Genomic DNA, 17,058 nt, shown 5'->3' with positions numbered 1-17,058 from the left:
GGCATCCGCATCGGCGTCGGTATCATCCGGATCTAAAGGAACCGTCACGACAGCTGGATCACTACTGTTGCCTGCATCATCTGTTGCAACCACTGTTAAATCTTCGCCTGGTAGCACTACTCCAGGATCAAGAACTACTATGAACGTGCCATCGTCTCCCGCTATTCCGGTACCCACTTCAATACCTTCGCTATCGTTTACTGAAATCGCTGAACCAGGTTCTGTTGAACCGGTCACGTCGTAGCCATCAGTACTATTGCCATCAATCGTAACATCATTGAGTTCTGGTGGAGTAGCATCCCCTTCATCCGGATCTGCCGGAACAGTTACGACAGATGGATCACTATCGTTGCCCTCGTCATCCGTTGCGACAACGGTCAGATCATCACCCGGTGTTACACTGCCCGGATCGAGAACTACTATGAATGTGCCATCATCTCCCGCTGTTCCGGTACCTACTTCAATACCTTCGGCATCGGTTACTGAAACCGTAGCGCCGGGTTCAGTCGAACCATTCACGTCGTAGCCATCAGTACTATTGCCGTCAATCGTAACATCATTGAGTTCTGGTGCTATTGCGTCTGGATCTTCCGGTACTGTAACAGGTAGCACATCACTTACATTACCTGCTTCATCAATCGCTTGTACATCCAGAACTTCACCCGGTGTTACAGCGTCTCCTGGCAATTCAACAAGATAAGTACCATCTTCACCGATAACACCCGTACCAACTATGCCGTCTGCGTTACTCACATTCACTTGATCGCCTGGTTCAGCTCCGGAGCCGACTACAGTATAACCGTCCGTACTGTTACCAGTGATATCTGCAGAATCCAGTGTCGGTGCGGTAACATCTTCGTCAAAAACTATCGTGTCAGCAGCTACTAAGGTACTTAGAAGTTCAACATCAATTACCGAGGTTGTTACTCCTGCACCGTAGACCAATATTTCTCCGTCTATACCAGATGGATTGTTGACAGCAACATTAAGATCTACAATGGTATTACCAATCACTTGAGCTGCAGCAATATCATTGGCCAAGCTAACTGTGCCAGAAGTCAAACTATCAGAAGTTTGAGCGACACTACTAGTCAGTGAGCCTATTGCGGGTTGCAGTACATCATCCGTTAACGTACCCAGTATATCGCCAAGCAAATCAGCATCACCCAGCACGTTTATATCAAGATTGTTAGCTGCGACAGAGACATCATTCAATGCAGCTTGTACTACATCTCTGACCGCTGTCTCTACGTAATTCCCAAGCCCATCGTTAAAATTGACTACGATATAACCTTCTGGGCTAACTGTATAGGCCACTTGGTCTTGGTATGACAGTAAATCAGCCAAAGCATCGTTTATGTTATTTAAGTTGTCGATAGCCGCGTTCAACTCAGTGAGTCCTTCTATTTCAATAATAGAAGAAGGCAATATGCCGAGTGTGGCGTCAACGTCATTTACTAGTCCAGTAACAATACCTGTAAGATCAGATTGTAAGCCTTGCAGAGCTGTGTCCAAAGCAGGTAGGTCACCTTCGAGAGTCAGCGGCAGTATATCTGCCTGTACATATGCTGTGTTTATCGGGGTCAATTGCCCGGCAAGTTCAGGCGCGTAAAATACAACTGTTTCATCAGGGTTCACCGCATCCACGTTAATTCCTGTACCATTCAATCTAAGATTCAAGTTATACGGTTGACCTTCTACAGGCTCAGTTAGTGTTGCATTCACGTCTACATTTTCTAATAACTGTACTTCTGCGAGCGATACCGCTTCTGCTACGTTGTTCTGCCCTAGAGCTTCTCCAAGGTATGTACCAGCAGCAGGAGCAATCAGCAAGTTTGCGGCTATAAAGGCCATACCTGCTTTTTTTCTGAATGAAATATCTGATTTGCGTTTAAATGCCTTTTTGTAATCGTAATTGTTGAGTTTCTTCTTACTATGTTTTCGGGACATCTTCTTCCTCCTCATAATATGAATATTCAGTCAAGTGCTTACAAAAAGTAAACATTAATTACTTATTGTGTAAATAATTAATGTTCAACACATATGATATCAGATTTTTAGAAGAAATGTTACAAATTAAGTAATTTATTTATTAATTTTGTAAAAATTCATATATTGTATATAGCCGGAAATATAATGCTGGACGTCATCAATCCTTACACGATATCCGTGATGCTTGATAAAGAAACTTCCGAGAATACTTCCTGGATTTTTAAAGTACATGGCAATTTCCGGATAGAAGTAGCCTGTTCTCTGATAATCGACACGTTTCTCGATTGTGCGCTCGAACTGATCTTGATTGAGATGTGCATCTATTAACTCATCCATGCCCCTCTCCTTCATTAAATCAACCATCTTGTAGCCGGCCATCAACATTTCAAGGAATGTCGGAAAAGTCGTCTCTCGTTGGTATATAAAATCAAGACGCCGCGCGACGTTCTTCAATCCGAACACAAAATACTTTTCTTCAGGCTTCACTTTTGTCAGCTCGTATGTACAATAGCTGAGCCAATGATCCGAATTTTTCCAGTAGTCATTGGCAATGAAGTGGTCGAACAACAACTCGACATTTTCGAGCCACTTCGGATTTTGATCCATCTGGTAGAGCCTCATCAGTCCAAACGCTGCTTCACCGTCGTAGTAGATCACTCTGTTTTCCTCTTTTACAGTTAAGTCGGGATAGTTGAGTACGTGAACTGTGTCCCCATTGTCCCCAATCATACGCAAGGTCCCTTTAGCGATTTTTCTCGCCACATCTATATATGTGTCACTTTCAGTCATCATCATGTACTTGGTCAAGGTAATAAGTGCGACGCCGTTTTGTCCAAGTTTAATTTCATTAATGTCATTTGTGTTATCAAAAATGTAAGCCGCTTCCGGATCTTCTGGATCGATAAACAGGAAGTGCTCAAGCAGATGATCGATTGTGAGTTTAGCCCATTCAATGCCCTTCTTGTCGTTTAAGAATTCTAAGCCTTCTAATAGAGAGTAAGTGGAAGAAGTATGACGAAGCACATTATAAAACGCGATTCGTTTATCAAAGTGGGGGAACTTGCCATATTCGTACTTTCCGTTGATATCTATCTGGTCTTTTAAATAATGGGTAGCCGTTTGGATTAACCTACGGTACTCGGATTTTTTCTGATGCCCCCCAATCTTCCTGACGCCGTGCATGTCCCCCCCAGAATTCAGCTCATACATCTTATCGTCTTCAAGCAAGTAACCTCTCGTCTGGAACTTGACGACTGACTTGTTCAAATATTTTTTATGGAAGTAGACACCCTTATAGGACTTGTATTTCTTAAGATATGTATTGATATTTTTCTCACAGACGAACATCTTGTTCTTATCTCCGGGGACAGGCCTAACAAATGCATTGGCATTAATTTCTTCCGGTAAGAACGCGAGGGCGTAATGCTTATCAAAAGCAATGCCGAAATCAATATAGTTACGGCGCGTCTGTTGCATCGTTTTGAGTAATGAAGAAAATTGAACGGCCTCTTCAGAAGTGATGAAGTCTGCTTTGAGCCATTCGGTGACATGTCCAAGGTCTGATAACTTCTTTATCTCTTCTTTAACCTTTTTTCGGAGAAAATTGTTGTTTTTCACTTTGAAAACGTGCGCGCGTCTAGTTTTGAAGCCCAATGATATTATGATCCACTCTGATGTCAATAAGTCTTTCCTGTTGCGCAATCCTTCAATCATTTCTATATTCATTAATTATATCCCCTTTCTGAAATTAGTCAGAATGTTTAGTATATACCCTTATTATATGCACATTGAATAAAATTTGTAAAAAATATTGAAGCCAGCTTACTGATTGAATTAGCACTCTCACTTTACATTCATGTACATATTCCCTATCATTAAAAATGAAATAAAAACTGCATACCGATTTGCACTAGGGGCGCTGTCAAAGGCTGAGACGGAGATTCCGAACCCTCAATACCCGATCTGGATAACACCAGCGTGGGAAAGTGCGGCGCGTATATGAAGCCTTCTATACATTTGCTGCACTCCCTCGGGAAGTGCAGCTTTTTATTTACAAATATTTTTTGGAGGTATGATTTATGACAATAGAATGTGGAACTGAGAGAATCGCGGGATGCCAGTTCAATCTGAGTGTGATGAGTGATGATTTTATAAATATTATCCTCGGATCATTGGACACTACAGATATGTCGAAAGTGTGGCGTGACACGGATGACGTGACTACATGTGTGCGTGGCCGTGTAGAGCATGTATTTGACGTGGTTAAAGCAGTTTATCTGCATGCGGCAAAAACCGGAAAGCATGTGGAAATGAGTGGCACTTTCTCAATCGGATGCCCAGGCGACGCTTCCGGTGATACGTATATGGATACAGATGCCGAGCGGATGAATGCGGCAAACACTATTGGTATCAATCAAAAAGCCGGATGCAAGTTTGCCCTCTATCCAATGAACACAACCAAATATATGGATGTTATCTACGAACAAATTGATCTATCAAAAGCACGTGGCGTAACAGTCAGTCCGAGCCACTACTCCACTCGGCTTGACGGGGAAGTGAACGATATTTTTAATGCCATGGAAGAAGCTTTTGTCAGCGTACAGGAAGCTGTCAGCCATACGACCATGACTTTCACCATCTCCGCAAACAGTCCTTCAAGTAGAAAATAGACGCACGACAAAGACCAGGGTGGTTATCCATCCTGGTCTATTCTTTCTGTAATACTATTAGAAAACCGCCGTATTCTTGTTAGACAGTGGCATGTACGTAATTCTCTAAAATAATGGCAGCATCTTATCGTGATATCGGTAACCTCTTTTTTCTCGATCATCTTTTCCTGCGGATCAAATAGAGTGCCGGGATGAGCAATAAGGAGACAACACCACCTGAAAGTGAAAGTGCGCCGAAACTTGCACCAGCCACAACCATACCGGACAATGTGCCCCCTGCTGCTCCGGATAACGCAATTAAAACATCCACCGTGCCTTGGATGCGGGCGCGCGCAGCCGGAATCGTCGCATCCACCAGAATCGTAGTGCCACTGATCAGACCGAGATTCCAACCGACACCGAGCAATGTCAGTGACGCAATGATGAGCGCGAGCGATTCACCAGATGTCGCCGCGATAATGCCAGAACTAAGTAGAACCACTGCAGCTGTAATCGTCATTGCGCCCCTGCCGATCTTATCAATCAATACACCTGTAAAAAGAGAAGGCAGATACATCCCTGCAACATGAAAACCGATCACCATGCCGACAGCACCTAGATCATGCCCATGATGTCCCATATGTACCGGTGTCATCGTCATCACAGAGACCATGACAATCTGTGTGATGACCATGATGAAGGCAGCAAGAACAATGCCATTTTGGTCGTTGACTGTCCGCTCAGTATCATCGATGGCATTTATCCGTTTGCGCTCCGCTTCAATGCGTTGTGCAATTTTGAAAGGATCGGGACGCAAAAAAATGAATAGTACAATCCCCGCCAAGGTAAATGCCGCTGACGCCAGAATGAATGGTCCTGCAAGTTCCGGTACGCCGATAGCTTGAGCAAATGTCCCCATCACTTCCACCAGATTGGGCCCCGCTACTGCACCGAGCGTGGTACTGACCATCGCGATGCTGACTGCGGTTGCACGCTGGTGCTTTTCTGCTAAGTCAGTACCCGCATATCGTGCCTGCAAATTCGTTGCGATTCCGGCACCATAGATGAACAGCGATAGAAAAAGCAGCAGTGGACTTTCTATAATTGCGGCTATCACCACCCCTGCTGCCCCAAGTCCACCCGCCACAAAACCCATACTCAGACCCACCCGGCGGCCCTTATTTTGAGATAGCCTGCCTACCAACAGTGCAGACAGCGCTGAACCAAGCGTAAATAGACCGACCGGCAGACCTGCGAGTGCGTCCGTACCGAGCATATCCTGGGCCAGCAATGCACCCACCGTGATACCTGCTGCAAGACCGGCGCCACCAAAAATTTGCGACAATACAACAATTAGAAGTGTCCGGCGGTACAGTTTTTGTCTCTCTTTAGAATCTGTTATGTATAAATCGAGCTGTTGTGCGTCCGGTTTCATTTGATTCCCCCTCAATAAACGAAAAGACGCCCGTGGCGCCTTTCATTTTTCTCGCTTCAAATACTGTTCTGACTGACCTTTAGGAATACTTAAAGACTGCCAGTCAGCTAGCTTTAGTTGCTTACCAATGAACATCATCTGCCCAACGTGGGAAGCATAGTGAGTATGCTGGCGTTCGATTGCCTCAAGTATTGTGTGATCTTCTCCTCGGATTTTCTGGGTTCTCAGCAGATCTTCAGGTGAAAACTCTGCTAACGTATTTAAGAATAGCTGCCAGCCCTCTTCCCACGCCAATAGAACGTCGTCCATCGTCTTCAAATCGTCCTCGAATTCGCCATCGCGATGCCGGTCCGGTTTCTCGCCGTCTGTCGTGAAAACATCGGACCAGCGGGAGTACATATTTCCCCTTAAATGTTTGACGAGAATCGCAACTGTATTTGAATCTTCATTATATCGCCAATGGAGATCCGCTTCAGACAACTGATCGAGTGTCCGGTCGCCGAGCCGTTTGACTTCCTGGAATCTGGTTTTGATAAGATTTAGATATTCCTGTTCAAATTTCATATGTCTCCCCCTTGTTTATAGAACGGTTCCTTTTAATATAGATGATTTATAGTAGTGTGCCAATGATTAATGCATACTCTTCTCGGCTCTAGTAGTGGCACCCTGCCTCATATTAGGTGATTCACAATAGACGCATAGCGTTTTGACACACAATGTTCACCATTAGCGTCCATTGGACAACTTAAAAAGTGATCCAAACACATAAATCCTGCGTATACTAGACAACTAAATGATGATGACTTGAAAAGGAGTGGATTCCATGCGATATTTACTAATTATAATGCTGTTCGTGCTCGCCGCTTGTGGCAGCCCAGCTGGTGATGATAGTGCTGAAGACAGTGTGGCGTCTGAAGCCACGACTTCTGAGGAACCGAGTGAGGAAGCGGAAGTGACAAAAGAGACGACAGAGGAATCTGAAACAGAAACAAACGAGGATGAAACCAAAGAGCCAATCCCCCCTGAAGAGCGGGTTGAAATCATCAAAGATGAACGGGCAGGCATTATCCCGGAAAGAATCGAGGTACCATCAATCGATGTTGATGCATCGGTCAAACACCTGGGACTCCTTGATAACGGCGAGATGGCCGTGCCGGAATCACTGCACGATACGTCTTGGTACGAACCCGGATATAAAGTCGGTGCCCCGGGCAATTCGGTGATTGCCGGTCATGTTGATGATACGGTTAATCCGGGTGTCTTCAAGCAACTGCACACACTGGAACCGGGCGATGAAGTCATCGTTTACGGAGAATCCGGCGAACAGTTGACGTTTGAAGTATACGATAAACAACTATTCGATGCTGATGAAGCACCGGTCGAAAAAATATTCGGCTATTCCCAGCGCAGCCTCTTGAACTTGATCACTTGTGAAGGTCCCTATGATTACGATGTCGGTGGCACACCAAACCGCTGGGTGGTCTATACTGAACTCGTCAATTCTGAGGAAAGCTAGACTCCTTGTGTCAGCTTTCTTTTTTATTCCTTATTCACGAATTCTCCTTCTATGTATATAATGGTATGAAGACTTCAAACAAAGGAGAAAACTATGACGCGGACAGAAACCGAACTGTATGAACAAATACAATCCGGAGATCGGAATGCCCTCGAATCACTGTATGTGAAGTACGAAAAACTGCTTTTCTCATATGCTTATAAGATGACGTCGAACAAAGAACTATCTGAGGAGGTCGTACAAGATGTATTCCTCAAAGTGTGGCGCAAAAAAGGGGGATATGACGCCAACAAAGGCAAACTGTCAACTTGGCTCATCACTTTGACACGCAATTCCACAATAGACATTTTAAGGCGGCAGAAAATTGATACTTACGAGTACGATGAAAGAGATGATATTGATCCGACTCAAAATGAACAAAATTCGCCAGTCGAAGCAGCCGTTGAAGCCGGTGAGGATAAAGCGATGATAGAGCGCGCCATGCGCAGTTTAAGTAGTGAACAGCAGCGTATCATCACGCTGTTCTACTTTAAAGCATGTTCCCACTCCCAGATTGCCAAATCGCTTGATATGCCACTCGGTACAGTGAAAAGCCGGATTCGCCTGGCGTTGCAGCATTTAAAGAAAAATATTGAAACCGTAAAGAAAGGGGGGACAATCGATGAATCACAATGAAACGTGTGATCTCTTAATCGACTACTATAATGGTCAGCTCGATTCAGAAGAAAAAGAAGCATTCGAGCGACACCTTGAAACATGCGTAACGTGCCAGGAAGAACTCGCCGAATGGGAAATACTGAATGCTGAACTGATGGAAACAGTGCCACTTGTCGATCCCCCTGAAGGTATGAAGGATCGTGTGCTTAGTAATGTGTTCTCTGAAGAAGCGCCCGTGCCTGAAGGAAAGATACAACCAATAAAGAAACAAAGATCGTATAGAATACCGTTCATCACAGCAGCCGCTGCCCTTTTGCTTTCACTCCTCGGTAATGTCTATATGCTGTCGGGAAACGAAGGGACACAGGATTTGGCACAGGTTCTGTTTGAGGAAGATAATCCAATTCCACTCTCACCAACTTCCGAAGCACTTGATATGGACGCAAGAGTGGCGATGCACGAAAGTGCCACGGGGCAGACACTCGTCTTGGAAGCATCCAATTTCAATAACCTGAATGAAGATGAAGTTTACCAAGTATGGCTGTTAAAAGGAGAAGAGCCGTTCCGTGCCGGTACACTCGTTCCAAATGAGGACGGTCAGGGATATGTTGTCTTCAATTTGAATGCCGAAACAGAAATAAACTGGGACATGGTCGCAATCACTGTCGAACCGTCTCCTCACAACCAGCTACCAGAAGGAGATATCGTCATGTCAGCCGAATTTTAAGAAGCGATCCCGGAAAATTTCCGGGATTTTTTTATTTTTTTTATAAAAATGTGATCCAAAACGAATCTGCTTGCGTATACAGGGTGTAAACAAAACAAAGGAGTGTGATTTTGAATGAATTTCAAGAAGATGCTGGTTGTACCGACAGCAGCAGCCCTGCTCGCAACCAATGCAGGTCTCGCACAAGCAGATACGCACGAAGATATGATGGTGACGGTGGACACAGAAGCCGCTGACCTCAGATCGACATTGGACCACTTGCTTAGTGAACACGCATTCTTAGCAGCTGAAACGATGAGAAAAGGTGCCGATGGTGCCGAAGACTTCGAAGCGAGCGCCGCAGCACTCGATATGAATACTGAAGAACTCTCCAGTACAATCGGATCCGTATACGGTGAAGAAGCAGGAGAACAGTTCAAAACAATGTGGAGTGAGCATATTGGCTACTTCGTCGACTATGTGAACGGCACAGCTGAAGAAGATGAAGCCGCTAAGGAAAATGCACTAAACGAACTATCACAGTACCGTGAAGATTTCTCCGAGTTCCTTGAAAGTGCAACAGACGAACGTCTTGAAGCAGGCGCACTTGCAGATGGACTGCAGATGCACGTCAACCAACTCATCGGTGCATTCGATGCATATGTGATGGGTGACTATGAAACTGCCTATGCTTACGAAAGAGAAGCGATTCATCACATGTACATGGTAAGTAAAGGACTCTCCGTCGCAATTGCCGACCAGTTCCCAGAAGAGTACAACAATACAGACCCTGCGACAAAAGCCGCGGACTTGCGTTCTGACTTGAACTATCTATTTAGTGAGCACGCTGGCCTTGCAGCAATGGCGATGCAAAATGGTATTGACGGTGCAGAAGACTTCGAAGCTTCCGCTGAAGCGCTCGGTAACAATACTGCTGATTTGACGGAAGCGGTCTCTGGTGTTTACGGTGAGGAAGCCGGACAACAGTTTGACGCGATGTGGGCTGAACATATCGGCTACTTCGTCGACTATGTTACAGCGACTGCAGAAGAAGATACTGCTGGACAAGAAGAGGCACTTGATAACTTGAACATGTATAAAGAAGAATTCTCCAAGTTCATGGAAACCGCAACAGAAGGTAACCTCCCAAGTGAAGATCTTGCCGAAGGTCTACAGATGCACGTCAACCAACTTGTTGGTGCATTCGACGCCTACTCCAGTGGTGACTATGAAGTCGCCTACGAACAGACACGAGAAGCTTATCACCACATGTTCATGACAAGTGAAGGCCTGTCTGGTGCCATCGTAACGCAGATGTCTGACATGTTCATGTCTGAAATGCCTGAAGAAATGCCGAACACCGCAATGGCGCCACAAAATAATAATGCACTGCTGATCAGTATCATTGCAGGGATTGCGCTACTTTCAGCAGTACTGTTCAGATACAGAGCGAGAAACCAATAATTAAGCGTTCCAATCCAACCCAATAGATTGAACCATCAGCCAGCCCTTCCTCCAGGGGCTGGCTGTTTTGTGTTTTAATTTCATATTCTTTATCGCTTCATAAAAAAGTAATATATATATTACTTTAGGCATGATATAATATACCCATATAATTTAAGAGGTGATATCTTGGCGAAGAATTTGAAAATGAAGGCTGCCCGAACAGCCCTTGATCTCACCCAAAAAGCATTGGCAGAGCAACTTGGCGTCAGCCGACAGACCATCAACCTGATTGAAAAAGGGGAATACAACCCCTCACTTGGGCTGTGCATCAAGATTTGCCAGGCACTTAATCGTACACTTGACGAACTGTTTTGGGAGGAAGACTAAACAATAAAGGATGGGATGACTATGGAGAAGATTCTTAACCGTTTTTTTGGAGATGAACGTAAAAAGCAGATGGCCGGTGATGCTGCACTGATTACCCTTTTCCTCATGTGGGGCTATATGGTTATTCGCATGTTGCTGGTCGCAATGGATATTTGGGACACTGACATGATTCAGAATGATCTATATTTTGTCATGGTGGCATTCATCATCTTTAGCCTACTCTCAGTGCGTGATGAGACGGATGACCTCATTTATTCTCCGGTATTCCGAAAAGAACTGCCGTATAAAAAAGGGCGGTTTTCTGGACGGTTTGGCATCTATCTAGGAGAGTCTATCGTCGGTGGGGTTTTTATCACTACAGTGGAACTGCTTGTTAGAAGCCTTGTGGCTCGCAGTTTCACCTTTGAAGTTATACCATTTATAAGCAGCATAATATCTTTTACAATTATTCTCATTTTTGTTAATATTGTTTCAGGTGAACTGCGTGTTAGACGCTTTCGCAAAATCGAGGAATGATCAGGAGGGCTTACTATTCACAAGTTATTTTCAGCACTCAGTATATTTGTGCTTTCTTTGATGATTGTAATGGATCAATTTTCTAGCTTGCCTTTCTCAACTTGGCAAAGTCAGGCCATTGCGTTCAGTCTCCTTGTCGTCATCGGTGTATCAGAAAGTATTACGGATTACGTTCAGTATAAGAAAACAGGCATAAGAAGACAGGACTCATGGCAGTTTTATCTGCTTTTTAACATTTACGCGCTATTGTTAATTTCTGTACTTGATCAGTTGGGTGGTACTTCCCACATCGGTATTCATCCAGGTGCTTTGCCCTTTTGGTTCCTAGCAGCTACCGCTATACTGGCAACATACATAACGTATCGTAGAAATCAGAAAACAGCGGCACACTAAAAGGGAAGGCATGTTGCCTTCCCTTTTATGTGTTTCTAGCGGATGATCAGGTGTTTAATGAAAGACCACATTCCCCAAAGTATGAACTCTATTATTGAATCCGGTCTTTTTTGAACATTCAACTGCAGAGGCTCATAGTCATTTTCGCGGTATCCTAGTAGTGGGTCATACTGATTATAATGTTTACGCATTCATCACACCCCTTTTGTTAATTATAACATTAACGGAATATTCAAACAAATTTAAGGCTAAATGACACTCCGTACCCTTTCGAACAGTACGTTATTCTCGAGATGAATATGGTCGAACGTATCTTTCTCGAGTTTTTCCAGTCTGGCATAGACAAGCTGATATGTGCCACATGCCGATCCGCGAGGGGTGAAATCATCCGTAATGTCTCGCATTTCCTTTAATATATCTCCCACCACCTCATGCTCCGATTCGAGTGCACTGACATGCGGCTTGACGGTTTCTACGAGCGCTGACGTCGGATTCTGCATGAATCTATTGATGAGTGGAAACACATTCCTGTCCTCCTCTGACGTATGGGCAACCATCTCATTTTTTAGCGTCTTATAGAGCGTTTCTAGTCTTACTAAATGCGGCTCATTCGGACCATGTTTTCTCGCCACTTTAGTGATATAAGGTGTCAGTGCCGAAAGTTCATTCAAAAGCTCCCGGTGATACCTGTTTTGGATGAAGGTAATGATAGCAGCCTCGTCCAAGTACCTCATGTCGATGCCACTACCTTCATGCTGATCGATGCCGCTTATCTCTTTGAGCACTTCCTCTAGATCTAGCCCGCGTGCATCAACCGCTTCTGCGAGGGATATCCTGCCGCCACAACAGTAATCAATTCTCTTCTCTCTAAATATATCTGCACTTTTAGGAATCTCCTTAACGATATCGCTGACCCACATTTTCTCATTGACCACAGCCATGCTAACACTCCTTTTAAAGATGTATTTTTTATACATCTTTAATGTATCATATAACTATGCTATTGAATCATCACTTATATGTGAATGATTGAACATTCAGTGACAATATTCAATTGAATGCACTTCGCGTTTAATTTATCCGCCTATGGGTACAACGTTGAAAAGGAGCGGATGCATATGAATCTCGATAGTTATCGACTAACCGGAGAGAACACAATTCGTCTGAGTGACTACAAGACCAGTGAAAACAAGTCGCACGATAACGAAGACATTAGAAATGACATCATCCCCCCACTTGTAAAAAGACTTAAAGATCTTCATCTCAAAATGAATGCTGAAGAGAAACACGGTATATTAGTTGTACTGCAAGCGCTTGATGCTGCGGGTAAAGATGAAGCCATCAGTTATATATTCTCGAACCTCAACCCCCAGGGACTGAAGACGACCACGCTCGGTAAGCCGACTGAAACAGAGCGGAAGCACGACTATCTTTGGCGCCTGCACGACGCCCTGCCCGCTCATGGTGAAGTTGGTATACTGAACCGTTCGCACTATGAAGAAGTCATTGCGCCTCGCATCCATGACGTATTATCGGAAGGTGATTATCCAGAAGGCGCAGACGACAATACACTTTGGTCACTGCGTTTTGAACAGATACGAAACTACGAGAGATATCTTCATCAGAACAATATCCACATCGTGAAATTCTTTTTTCATATGTCTAAGGATGAACAAAAACGCCGTCTGCTTGCAAGGATGAAAGACCCGGATAAGCAGTGGGAATTCTCGTTTTCTGATGTCGAGGAACGGGAATACTGGGACGATTATCAGAAGGTATTCGAGGACATGTTGAATGAAACTTCTACCGACTATGCTCCGTGGTATGTCCTGCCTGCAGACGACGCGTGGCATACTCGTCGTCTCGTCAATGAGATCATGGTCGACTTGCTTCGGAAAATTGACCCAAAATACCCTGAAATGACCGGAGAAGACAAAGAGAAGCTCAAGGCGTACATCAGAAAACTGGAGGACGAATAAACTGATGCTTGAAAAAACCCGCCTCCCTATCAGGAGGCGGGTTTAACTATGCTAGTACTTATAGGATTGTCCACCATCAATCGGAATTGTTGCCCCGTTGATGAATTCAGATTCCCGACTGAGCAAAAAGGACACAAGTGCTGCAACTTCTTCCGGTCGACCGAAACGTTTCATTGGATTGACACTGACAAATTCCTCACCAGCTGCTTCCCAATCATCGCCGCCCATCTGACGGAGTGACCCTTCAACCATTGCTGTCATGATTGCACCGGGGGCGATTGCGTTGATGCTTACTCCGTACGCCCCATACTCTACCGCAGAGTTTCTTGTCAGTCCGACAACACCGTGCTTACTTGCTGCGTATCCAGACTGGTTACCCACACCGCGAATGCCTCCAACAGATGCAGTGTTGACGATAGAGCCTGCCCCTTGTTCTTTCATCACTTCAAGTACATATTTCATGCCAAAGAATACACCGTTTAGATTAATGCCAACGACTTTTTCGAATTCATCACTGCCATAGTTTTCTGTCAGATTCTGCTTGCCTTCAATCCCCGCATTATTAAAGAAACCATCGATCCTTCCAAACTCAGATACCGTCTGTTCAACGTAATTCTTTACTGCTGCTTCATCAGAAACATCTGCAGTAATCATCAGTATCTCTGCATCAGAGACGTGGTCTTTGATCAATTTCTGTGTGTCTTCCAGCGTTTCTGCATTCAAGTCGACAAGTGACAGTTTCGCCCCTTCTTGCGCTGCACGGAGCGCTGATGCCTGCCCGAGCCCACTTGCCGCACCAGTAATCAGAATGACTTTGTCTTGTAATCTTTTCATTAAATGACCTCCTAAATTGTATCACCACATGAATGCGGTTTCATTTATAACGGTAGATCAAAGTTTACAAAAAGTAAACCGATTGGCACTTCTCGAGTTTTACTGTAAATTAGAGTCAAGTATTAAAATAAACGTATAAGGATGATTGCTTTATGCTAGAGTTCAATACTTTCTCCATTACAGCCAGATGTTCTAAAACAGGTCAGCTCGGCGTCGCAGTATCGACAAAGCTGCCTGCTGTCGGTATGCTGGTCCCCTTCGTCAAGCCCGGTGTCGGTGCCATTGCGACCCAGTCGTTTGTCAATCCGTATATCGGCATCAGAGGACTTGAGTACCTCTCCTCCGGTATGAGTGCGCTACAAGCAAAAGAAAAGATCCTCTCCGAAGAACAAGATCTCGAGTATAGGCAATTCGCAATTGTCGACGGCTACGGCAATACAGCTGCTTTTTCAGGGAATAAGTGTGAAGGCTACTACAACCACTTTGAGGATACGGGTGTTGTTGTTGCTGGCAATATGCTCCTTAACGAAAAAACATTGACCGATATGCAGCGCACATTTCTCATCCACTCCGACTTGGAACTGTCAGAAAGGCTACTTCACGCACTGCAAGCTGGCCAAAAAGCAGGAGGTGACAAGCGTGGCAAACAGTCCGCGGCACTTAAAGTCTATGACACGGAAGACTATCCGCTTGTCGACCTTCGAGTGGATGAGCATGAAGATCCGATTAAAGAACTGACACGCGTTTACGAAGTGGCGAAAGACGAGCTTCTTCCATTTATGCCAAACATGCCGAAAAGATGACGAAAGCAAAACATTAAAGCTTAATACATCCTTGCACCGCCACAGCCTGACCTGAGACCACTAAAGTTTACAGATGAATAAAATAATTTTTGCTGAGATTCTAATTGATTAGAATCTCAGCTTTTTATGCGGCAATCTTGCGCAATTTGACAGGCGTGAGACCGCAGAGCACCTCTTGTGGGCGTTTATGATTGTAAAAATGGATGTAGGCACCCAAATCATTTATGAGTTGTTGATACGTCTCATATCCAGTATCTTTTCTCACCAGATTGTACCGTTCGGATTTCAGTTTGCCAAAGAACGCCTCCATCGGTCCATTGTCGATACACTTGCCGACACGGGACATGCTTTGCGTCATGCCATGCGCTTTTAAAATCTTTCTGAAACCATATGATGTAAACTGGAAGCCGCGGTCACTGTGGATCATGGGGGATGCGTCCGGATTGGCTGCGAGCGCTGCCTCGAGGGTATCAAACACCAGTCGGTTATTATTACTGAGACCGAATCGGTAAGCAACGATACTGTTATCAAACAAATCGAGAATCGCACACATGAAGACCCGCCGGCCGGTCTTTAACTTGAACTCGGTCACATCGGTCAACCACTTTTCGTTCTTGAATTCCGAGATGAACTGCCGACCCAGGCCGTTCTTTGCCGTGAAGTCACCGGATCTCATGGTGCGGACCACCTTCTTCTTCCGTGTGACGGACTGAATGCCCATTAGCCGCATGATGCGCAGAATACGGTTATGACTGTAGGCCGTGTTCAAATGACGGTTCACAAGATGGCGCATCATGCGGTAACCTGGCACCCCCTGATACTTGATGTAGAAGTCTGCGATGCATGCGGCAATGGTTTCGTTTTCAATTTCGTTCTTCGGCTTTCGGCGCTTTTGATACTGATAATACGCCTGACGGCTGATGTTTGCGACTTCGCACAGTTCAGAGATGGAATAGCCTGCTCTGTGCAGTTCTGTGATTGCTTTGTGAATCCGTTGGCCCCGAACCCGGCTTACTTGCGTCTCCTCTCGAGTTCTTCCAACTTTTTTAAGAATGCATTCTCCACTTCCACTTTTTTGCGCTTGCGTCGCTCGATTTCCAGCTCACGTTTCAGTTGGTCGATTTCAGCCAATTCTGCTTCCGGTTTGTGGCGGCCCCGTCGGTCTTCCAGGCCGTATTGACCCGCTCTCTCATACTTCTTCACATATTGATACGCTTGTTGATAGGATACATTGAATCGTTCTGAGAGCTCACGGATACTGACATCATGGGCTGCGTGATACTGTGCTATTTCCAATCGTTCTTCATATGTCGTCTTTTTACTTTTAGTCATAGACTGAGTGCCCCCAAAGGTCGATTTTAATCTCTTACCTTCAGTATAGCTGATGATCCATTGTCTGACTGTATTATGTGCAGGAATACTGTGTTTCCTGGCGAGTGTCCGTATGCCGATCTCTTGTGTCAGATATTCATGCACGATCATTTCTTTAAACTCGGTGGAATATGTTTGATGGCGGGTGCTGACCTTTAAGGATTCAGGGCCTTTCTCTTCGACCATCAACACCCATTCATTAATCATGCTTTGATGCACACCAAACCGTTTGGCAGTGGTCTTGAGATCCCCATGTACTAGATAATAGTCTACAATCGCCATCTTTTCTTCGAAACTGCGATGTCTGGCCATTAAAAAACCTCCTAAGTTTACAGATTTTTTATTTCATCTGTAAACTTAGGAGGTAGCAGCTCA

The 17,058-nt window shown here is 44.8% G+C and carries 19 protein-coding genes and 1 riboswitch; of the genes, 10 read left to right on the top strand and 9 right to left on the bottom strand.

Annotation, left to right across the window (positions count from 1 at the left end; translation table 11 throughout):
• Both ACFOJ8_RS05665 and ACFOJ8_RS05660 read right to left on the bottom strand, forming a co-directional pair.
• The coding region (locus tag ACFOJ8_RS05665) for an adhesive domain-containing protein (RefSeq protein WP_380659892.1) at positions 1-1,950 on the bottom strand (1,950 nt) is incomplete at its 3' end.
• Positions 1,951-2,085: 135 nt separating this feature from the next.
• Positions 2,086-3,717: a poly(glycerol-phosphate) alpha-glucosyltransferase gene (locus ACFOJ8_RS05660; protein ID WP_380655402.1), complete on the bottom strand. Its 1,632-nt coding sequence runs from the start codon at positions 3,715-3,717 to the stop codon at positions 2,086-2,088.
• 176 nt (positions 3,718-3,893) lie between these two features.
• Positions 3,894-3,993: riboswitch (TPP riboswitch) on the top strand.
• Positions 3,994-4,070: 77 nt separating this feature from the next.
• On the opposite strand from ACFOJ8_RS05660, the gene ACFOJ8_RS05655 reads away from it, so the two are divergent.
• Complete coding sequence (locus tag ACFOJ8_RS05655) at positions 4,071-4,661, top strand: YkoF family thiamine/hydroxymethylpyrimidine-binding protein (RefSeq protein ID WP_380655405.1); 591 nt, start codon at positions 4,071-4,073, stop codon at positions 4,659-4,661.
• A gap of 157 nt (positions 4,662-4,818) precedes the next feature.
• Here ACFOJ8_RS05655 and ACFOJ8_RS05650 read toward each other — a convergent pair whose 3' ends face one another.
• Entirely contained in the window at positions 4,819-6,075 is a 1,257-nt protein-coding gene (locus ACFOJ8_RS05650; RefSeq protein ID WP_380655407.1) for an MFS transporter, read from the bottom strand.
• Positions 6,076-6,117: 42 nt separating this feature from the next.
• Positions 6,118-6,639, bottom strand: coding sequence for a DinB family protein (locus ACFOJ8_RS05645; RefSeq protein ID WP_380655409.1), 522 nt, complete (start codon positions 6,637-6,639; stop codon positions 6,118-6,120).
• 259 nt (positions 6,640-6,898) lie between these two features.
• Between ACFOJ8_RS05645 and ACFOJ8_RS05640 the strand changes: the two genes are divergently transcribed.
• The 7 genes from ACFOJ8_RS05640 (at position 6,899) to ACFOJ8_RS05610 (ending at position 11,696) form a co-directional block, all read left to right on the top strand.
• Positions 6,899-7,591, top strand: a complete 693-nt coding sequence (locus ACFOJ8_RS05640) for a class F sortase (protein WP_380655411.1) — start codon at positions 6,899-6,901, stop codon at positions 7,589-7,591.
• A 93-nt stretch (positions 7,592-7,684) separates the two neighbouring features.
• Positions 7,685-8,266, top strand: coding sequence for an RNA polymerase sigma factor (locus tag ACFOJ8_RS05635; protein ID WP_380655414.1), 582 nt, complete (start codon positions 7,685-7,687; stop codon positions 8,264-8,266).
• On the top strand, positions 8,253-8,975 hold the full coding sequence (locus ACFOJ8_RS05630; RefSeq protein WP_380655417.1) for an anti-sigma factor: 723 nt from the start codon (positions 8,253-8,255) through the stop codon (positions 8,973-8,975). Before ACFOJ8_RS05635 ends, ACFOJ8_RS05630 begins: the two co-directional genes overlap by 14 nt.
• A 114-nt stretch (positions 8,976-9,089) precedes the next feature.
• A complete protein-coding gene (locus ACFOJ8_RS05625; RefSeq protein WP_380655420.1) occupies positions 9,090-10,418 on the top strand; it encodes a copper amine oxidase in 1,329 nt (442 codons plus the stop codon).
• Positions 10,419-10,604: 186 nt separating this feature from the next.
• Entirely contained in the window at positions 10,605-10,787 is a 183-nt protein-coding gene (locus ACFOJ8_RS05620; RefSeq protein ID WP_380657095.1) for a helix-turn-helix transcriptional regulator, read from the top strand.
• 21 nt (positions 10,788-10,808) lie between these two features.
• On the top strand, positions 10,809-11,303 hold the full coding sequence (locus ACFOJ8_RS05615; RefSeq protein WP_380655423.1) for a hypothetical protein: 495 nt from the start codon (positions 10,809-10,811) through the stop codon (positions 11,301-11,303).
• Between the two features lie 69 nt (positions 11,304-11,372).
• Positions 11,373-11,696, top strand: a complete 324-nt coding sequence (locus tag ACFOJ8_RS05610) for a hypothetical protein (protein WP_380655425.1) — start codon at positions 11,373-11,375, stop codon at positions 11,694-11,696.
• A gap of 35 nt (positions 11,697-11,731) precedes the next feature.
• Here the strand turns inward: ACFOJ8_RS05610 and ACFOJ8_RS05605 are convergent, their stop codons facing one another.
• Both ACFOJ8_RS05605 and ric read right to left on the bottom strand, forming a co-directional pair.
• Positions 11,732-11,887, bottom strand: coding sequence for a hypothetical protein (locus tag ACFOJ8_RS05605; RefSeq protein WP_380655428.1), 156 nt, complete (start codon positions 11,885-11,887; stop codon positions 11,732-11,734).
• A 57-nt stretch (positions 11,888-11,944) separates the two neighbouring features.
• The gene (ric, locus tag ACFOJ8_RS05600; RefSeq protein ID WP_380655431.1) at positions 11,945-12,637 is read right to left on the bottom strand and encodes an iron-sulfur cluster repair di-iron protein; all 693 of its coding nucleotides are present in this window, start codon (positions 12,635-12,637) and stop codon (positions 11,945-11,947) included.
• Positions 12,638-12,814: 177 nt separating this feature from the next.
• Between ric and ACFOJ8_RS05595 the strand changes: the two genes are divergently transcribed.
• Positions 12,815-13,675 carry a PPK2 family polyphosphate kinase gene (locus ACFOJ8_RS05595; protein WP_380655434.1) on the top strand — a complete coding sequence of 287 codons (861 nt, stop codon included), beginning with the start codon at positions 12,815-12,817 and terminating at the stop codon, positions 13,673-13,675.
• 51 nt (positions 13,676-13,726) lie between these two features.
• On the opposite strand, the gene ACFOJ8_RS05590 is transcribed toward ACFOJ8_RS05595, so the two are convergent.
• On the bottom strand, positions 13,727-14,509 hold the full coding sequence (locus ACFOJ8_RS05590) for a glucose 1-dehydrogenase (protein ID WP_380655437.1): 783 nt from the start codon (positions 14,507-14,509) through the stop codon (positions 13,727-13,729).
• A 152-nt stretch (positions 14,510-14,661) separates the two neighbouring features.
• Here ACFOJ8_RS05590 and ACFOJ8_RS05585 point away from each other — a divergent pair, with 152 nt between their 5' ends.
• Positions 14,662-15,312 carry a DUF1028 domain-containing protein gene (locus tag ACFOJ8_RS05585; protein WP_380655440.1) on the top strand — a complete coding sequence of 217 codons (651 nt, stop codon included), beginning with the start codon at positions 14,662-14,664 and terminating at the stop codon, positions 15,310-15,312.
• Between the two features lie 124 nt (positions 15,313-15,436).
• On the opposite strand, the gene ACFOJ8_RS05580 is transcribed toward ACFOJ8_RS05585, so the two are convergent.
• Positions 15,437-16,366 (bottom strand): IS3 family transposase, encoded by a 930-nt coding sequence (locus ACFOJ8_RS05580; protein ID WP_380659893.1) that lies wholly within the window; start codon positions 16,364-16,366, stop codon positions 15,437-15,439.
• On the bottom strand, positions 16,324-16,995 hold the full coding sequence (locus tag ACFOJ8_RS05575) for a transposase (protein WP_380652328.1): 672 nt from the start codon (positions 16,993-16,995) through the stop codon (positions 16,324-16,326). The genes ACFOJ8_RS05580 and ACFOJ8_RS05575 overlap by 43 nt, the downstream gene beginning before the upstream one ends.
• Positions 16,996-17,058 lie beyond the last annotated feature (63 nt).

This window comes from Salinicoccus sesuvii (genome assembly GCF_042648145.1).
GTDB classification, from domain to species: Bacteria; Bacillota; Bacilli; order Staphylococcales; family Salinicoccaceae; genus Salinicoccus; species Salinicoccus sesuvii.
Note: the sequence above shows the minus strand (reverse complement) of the source record. Positions and strands in the feature narration are given on the sequence as shown.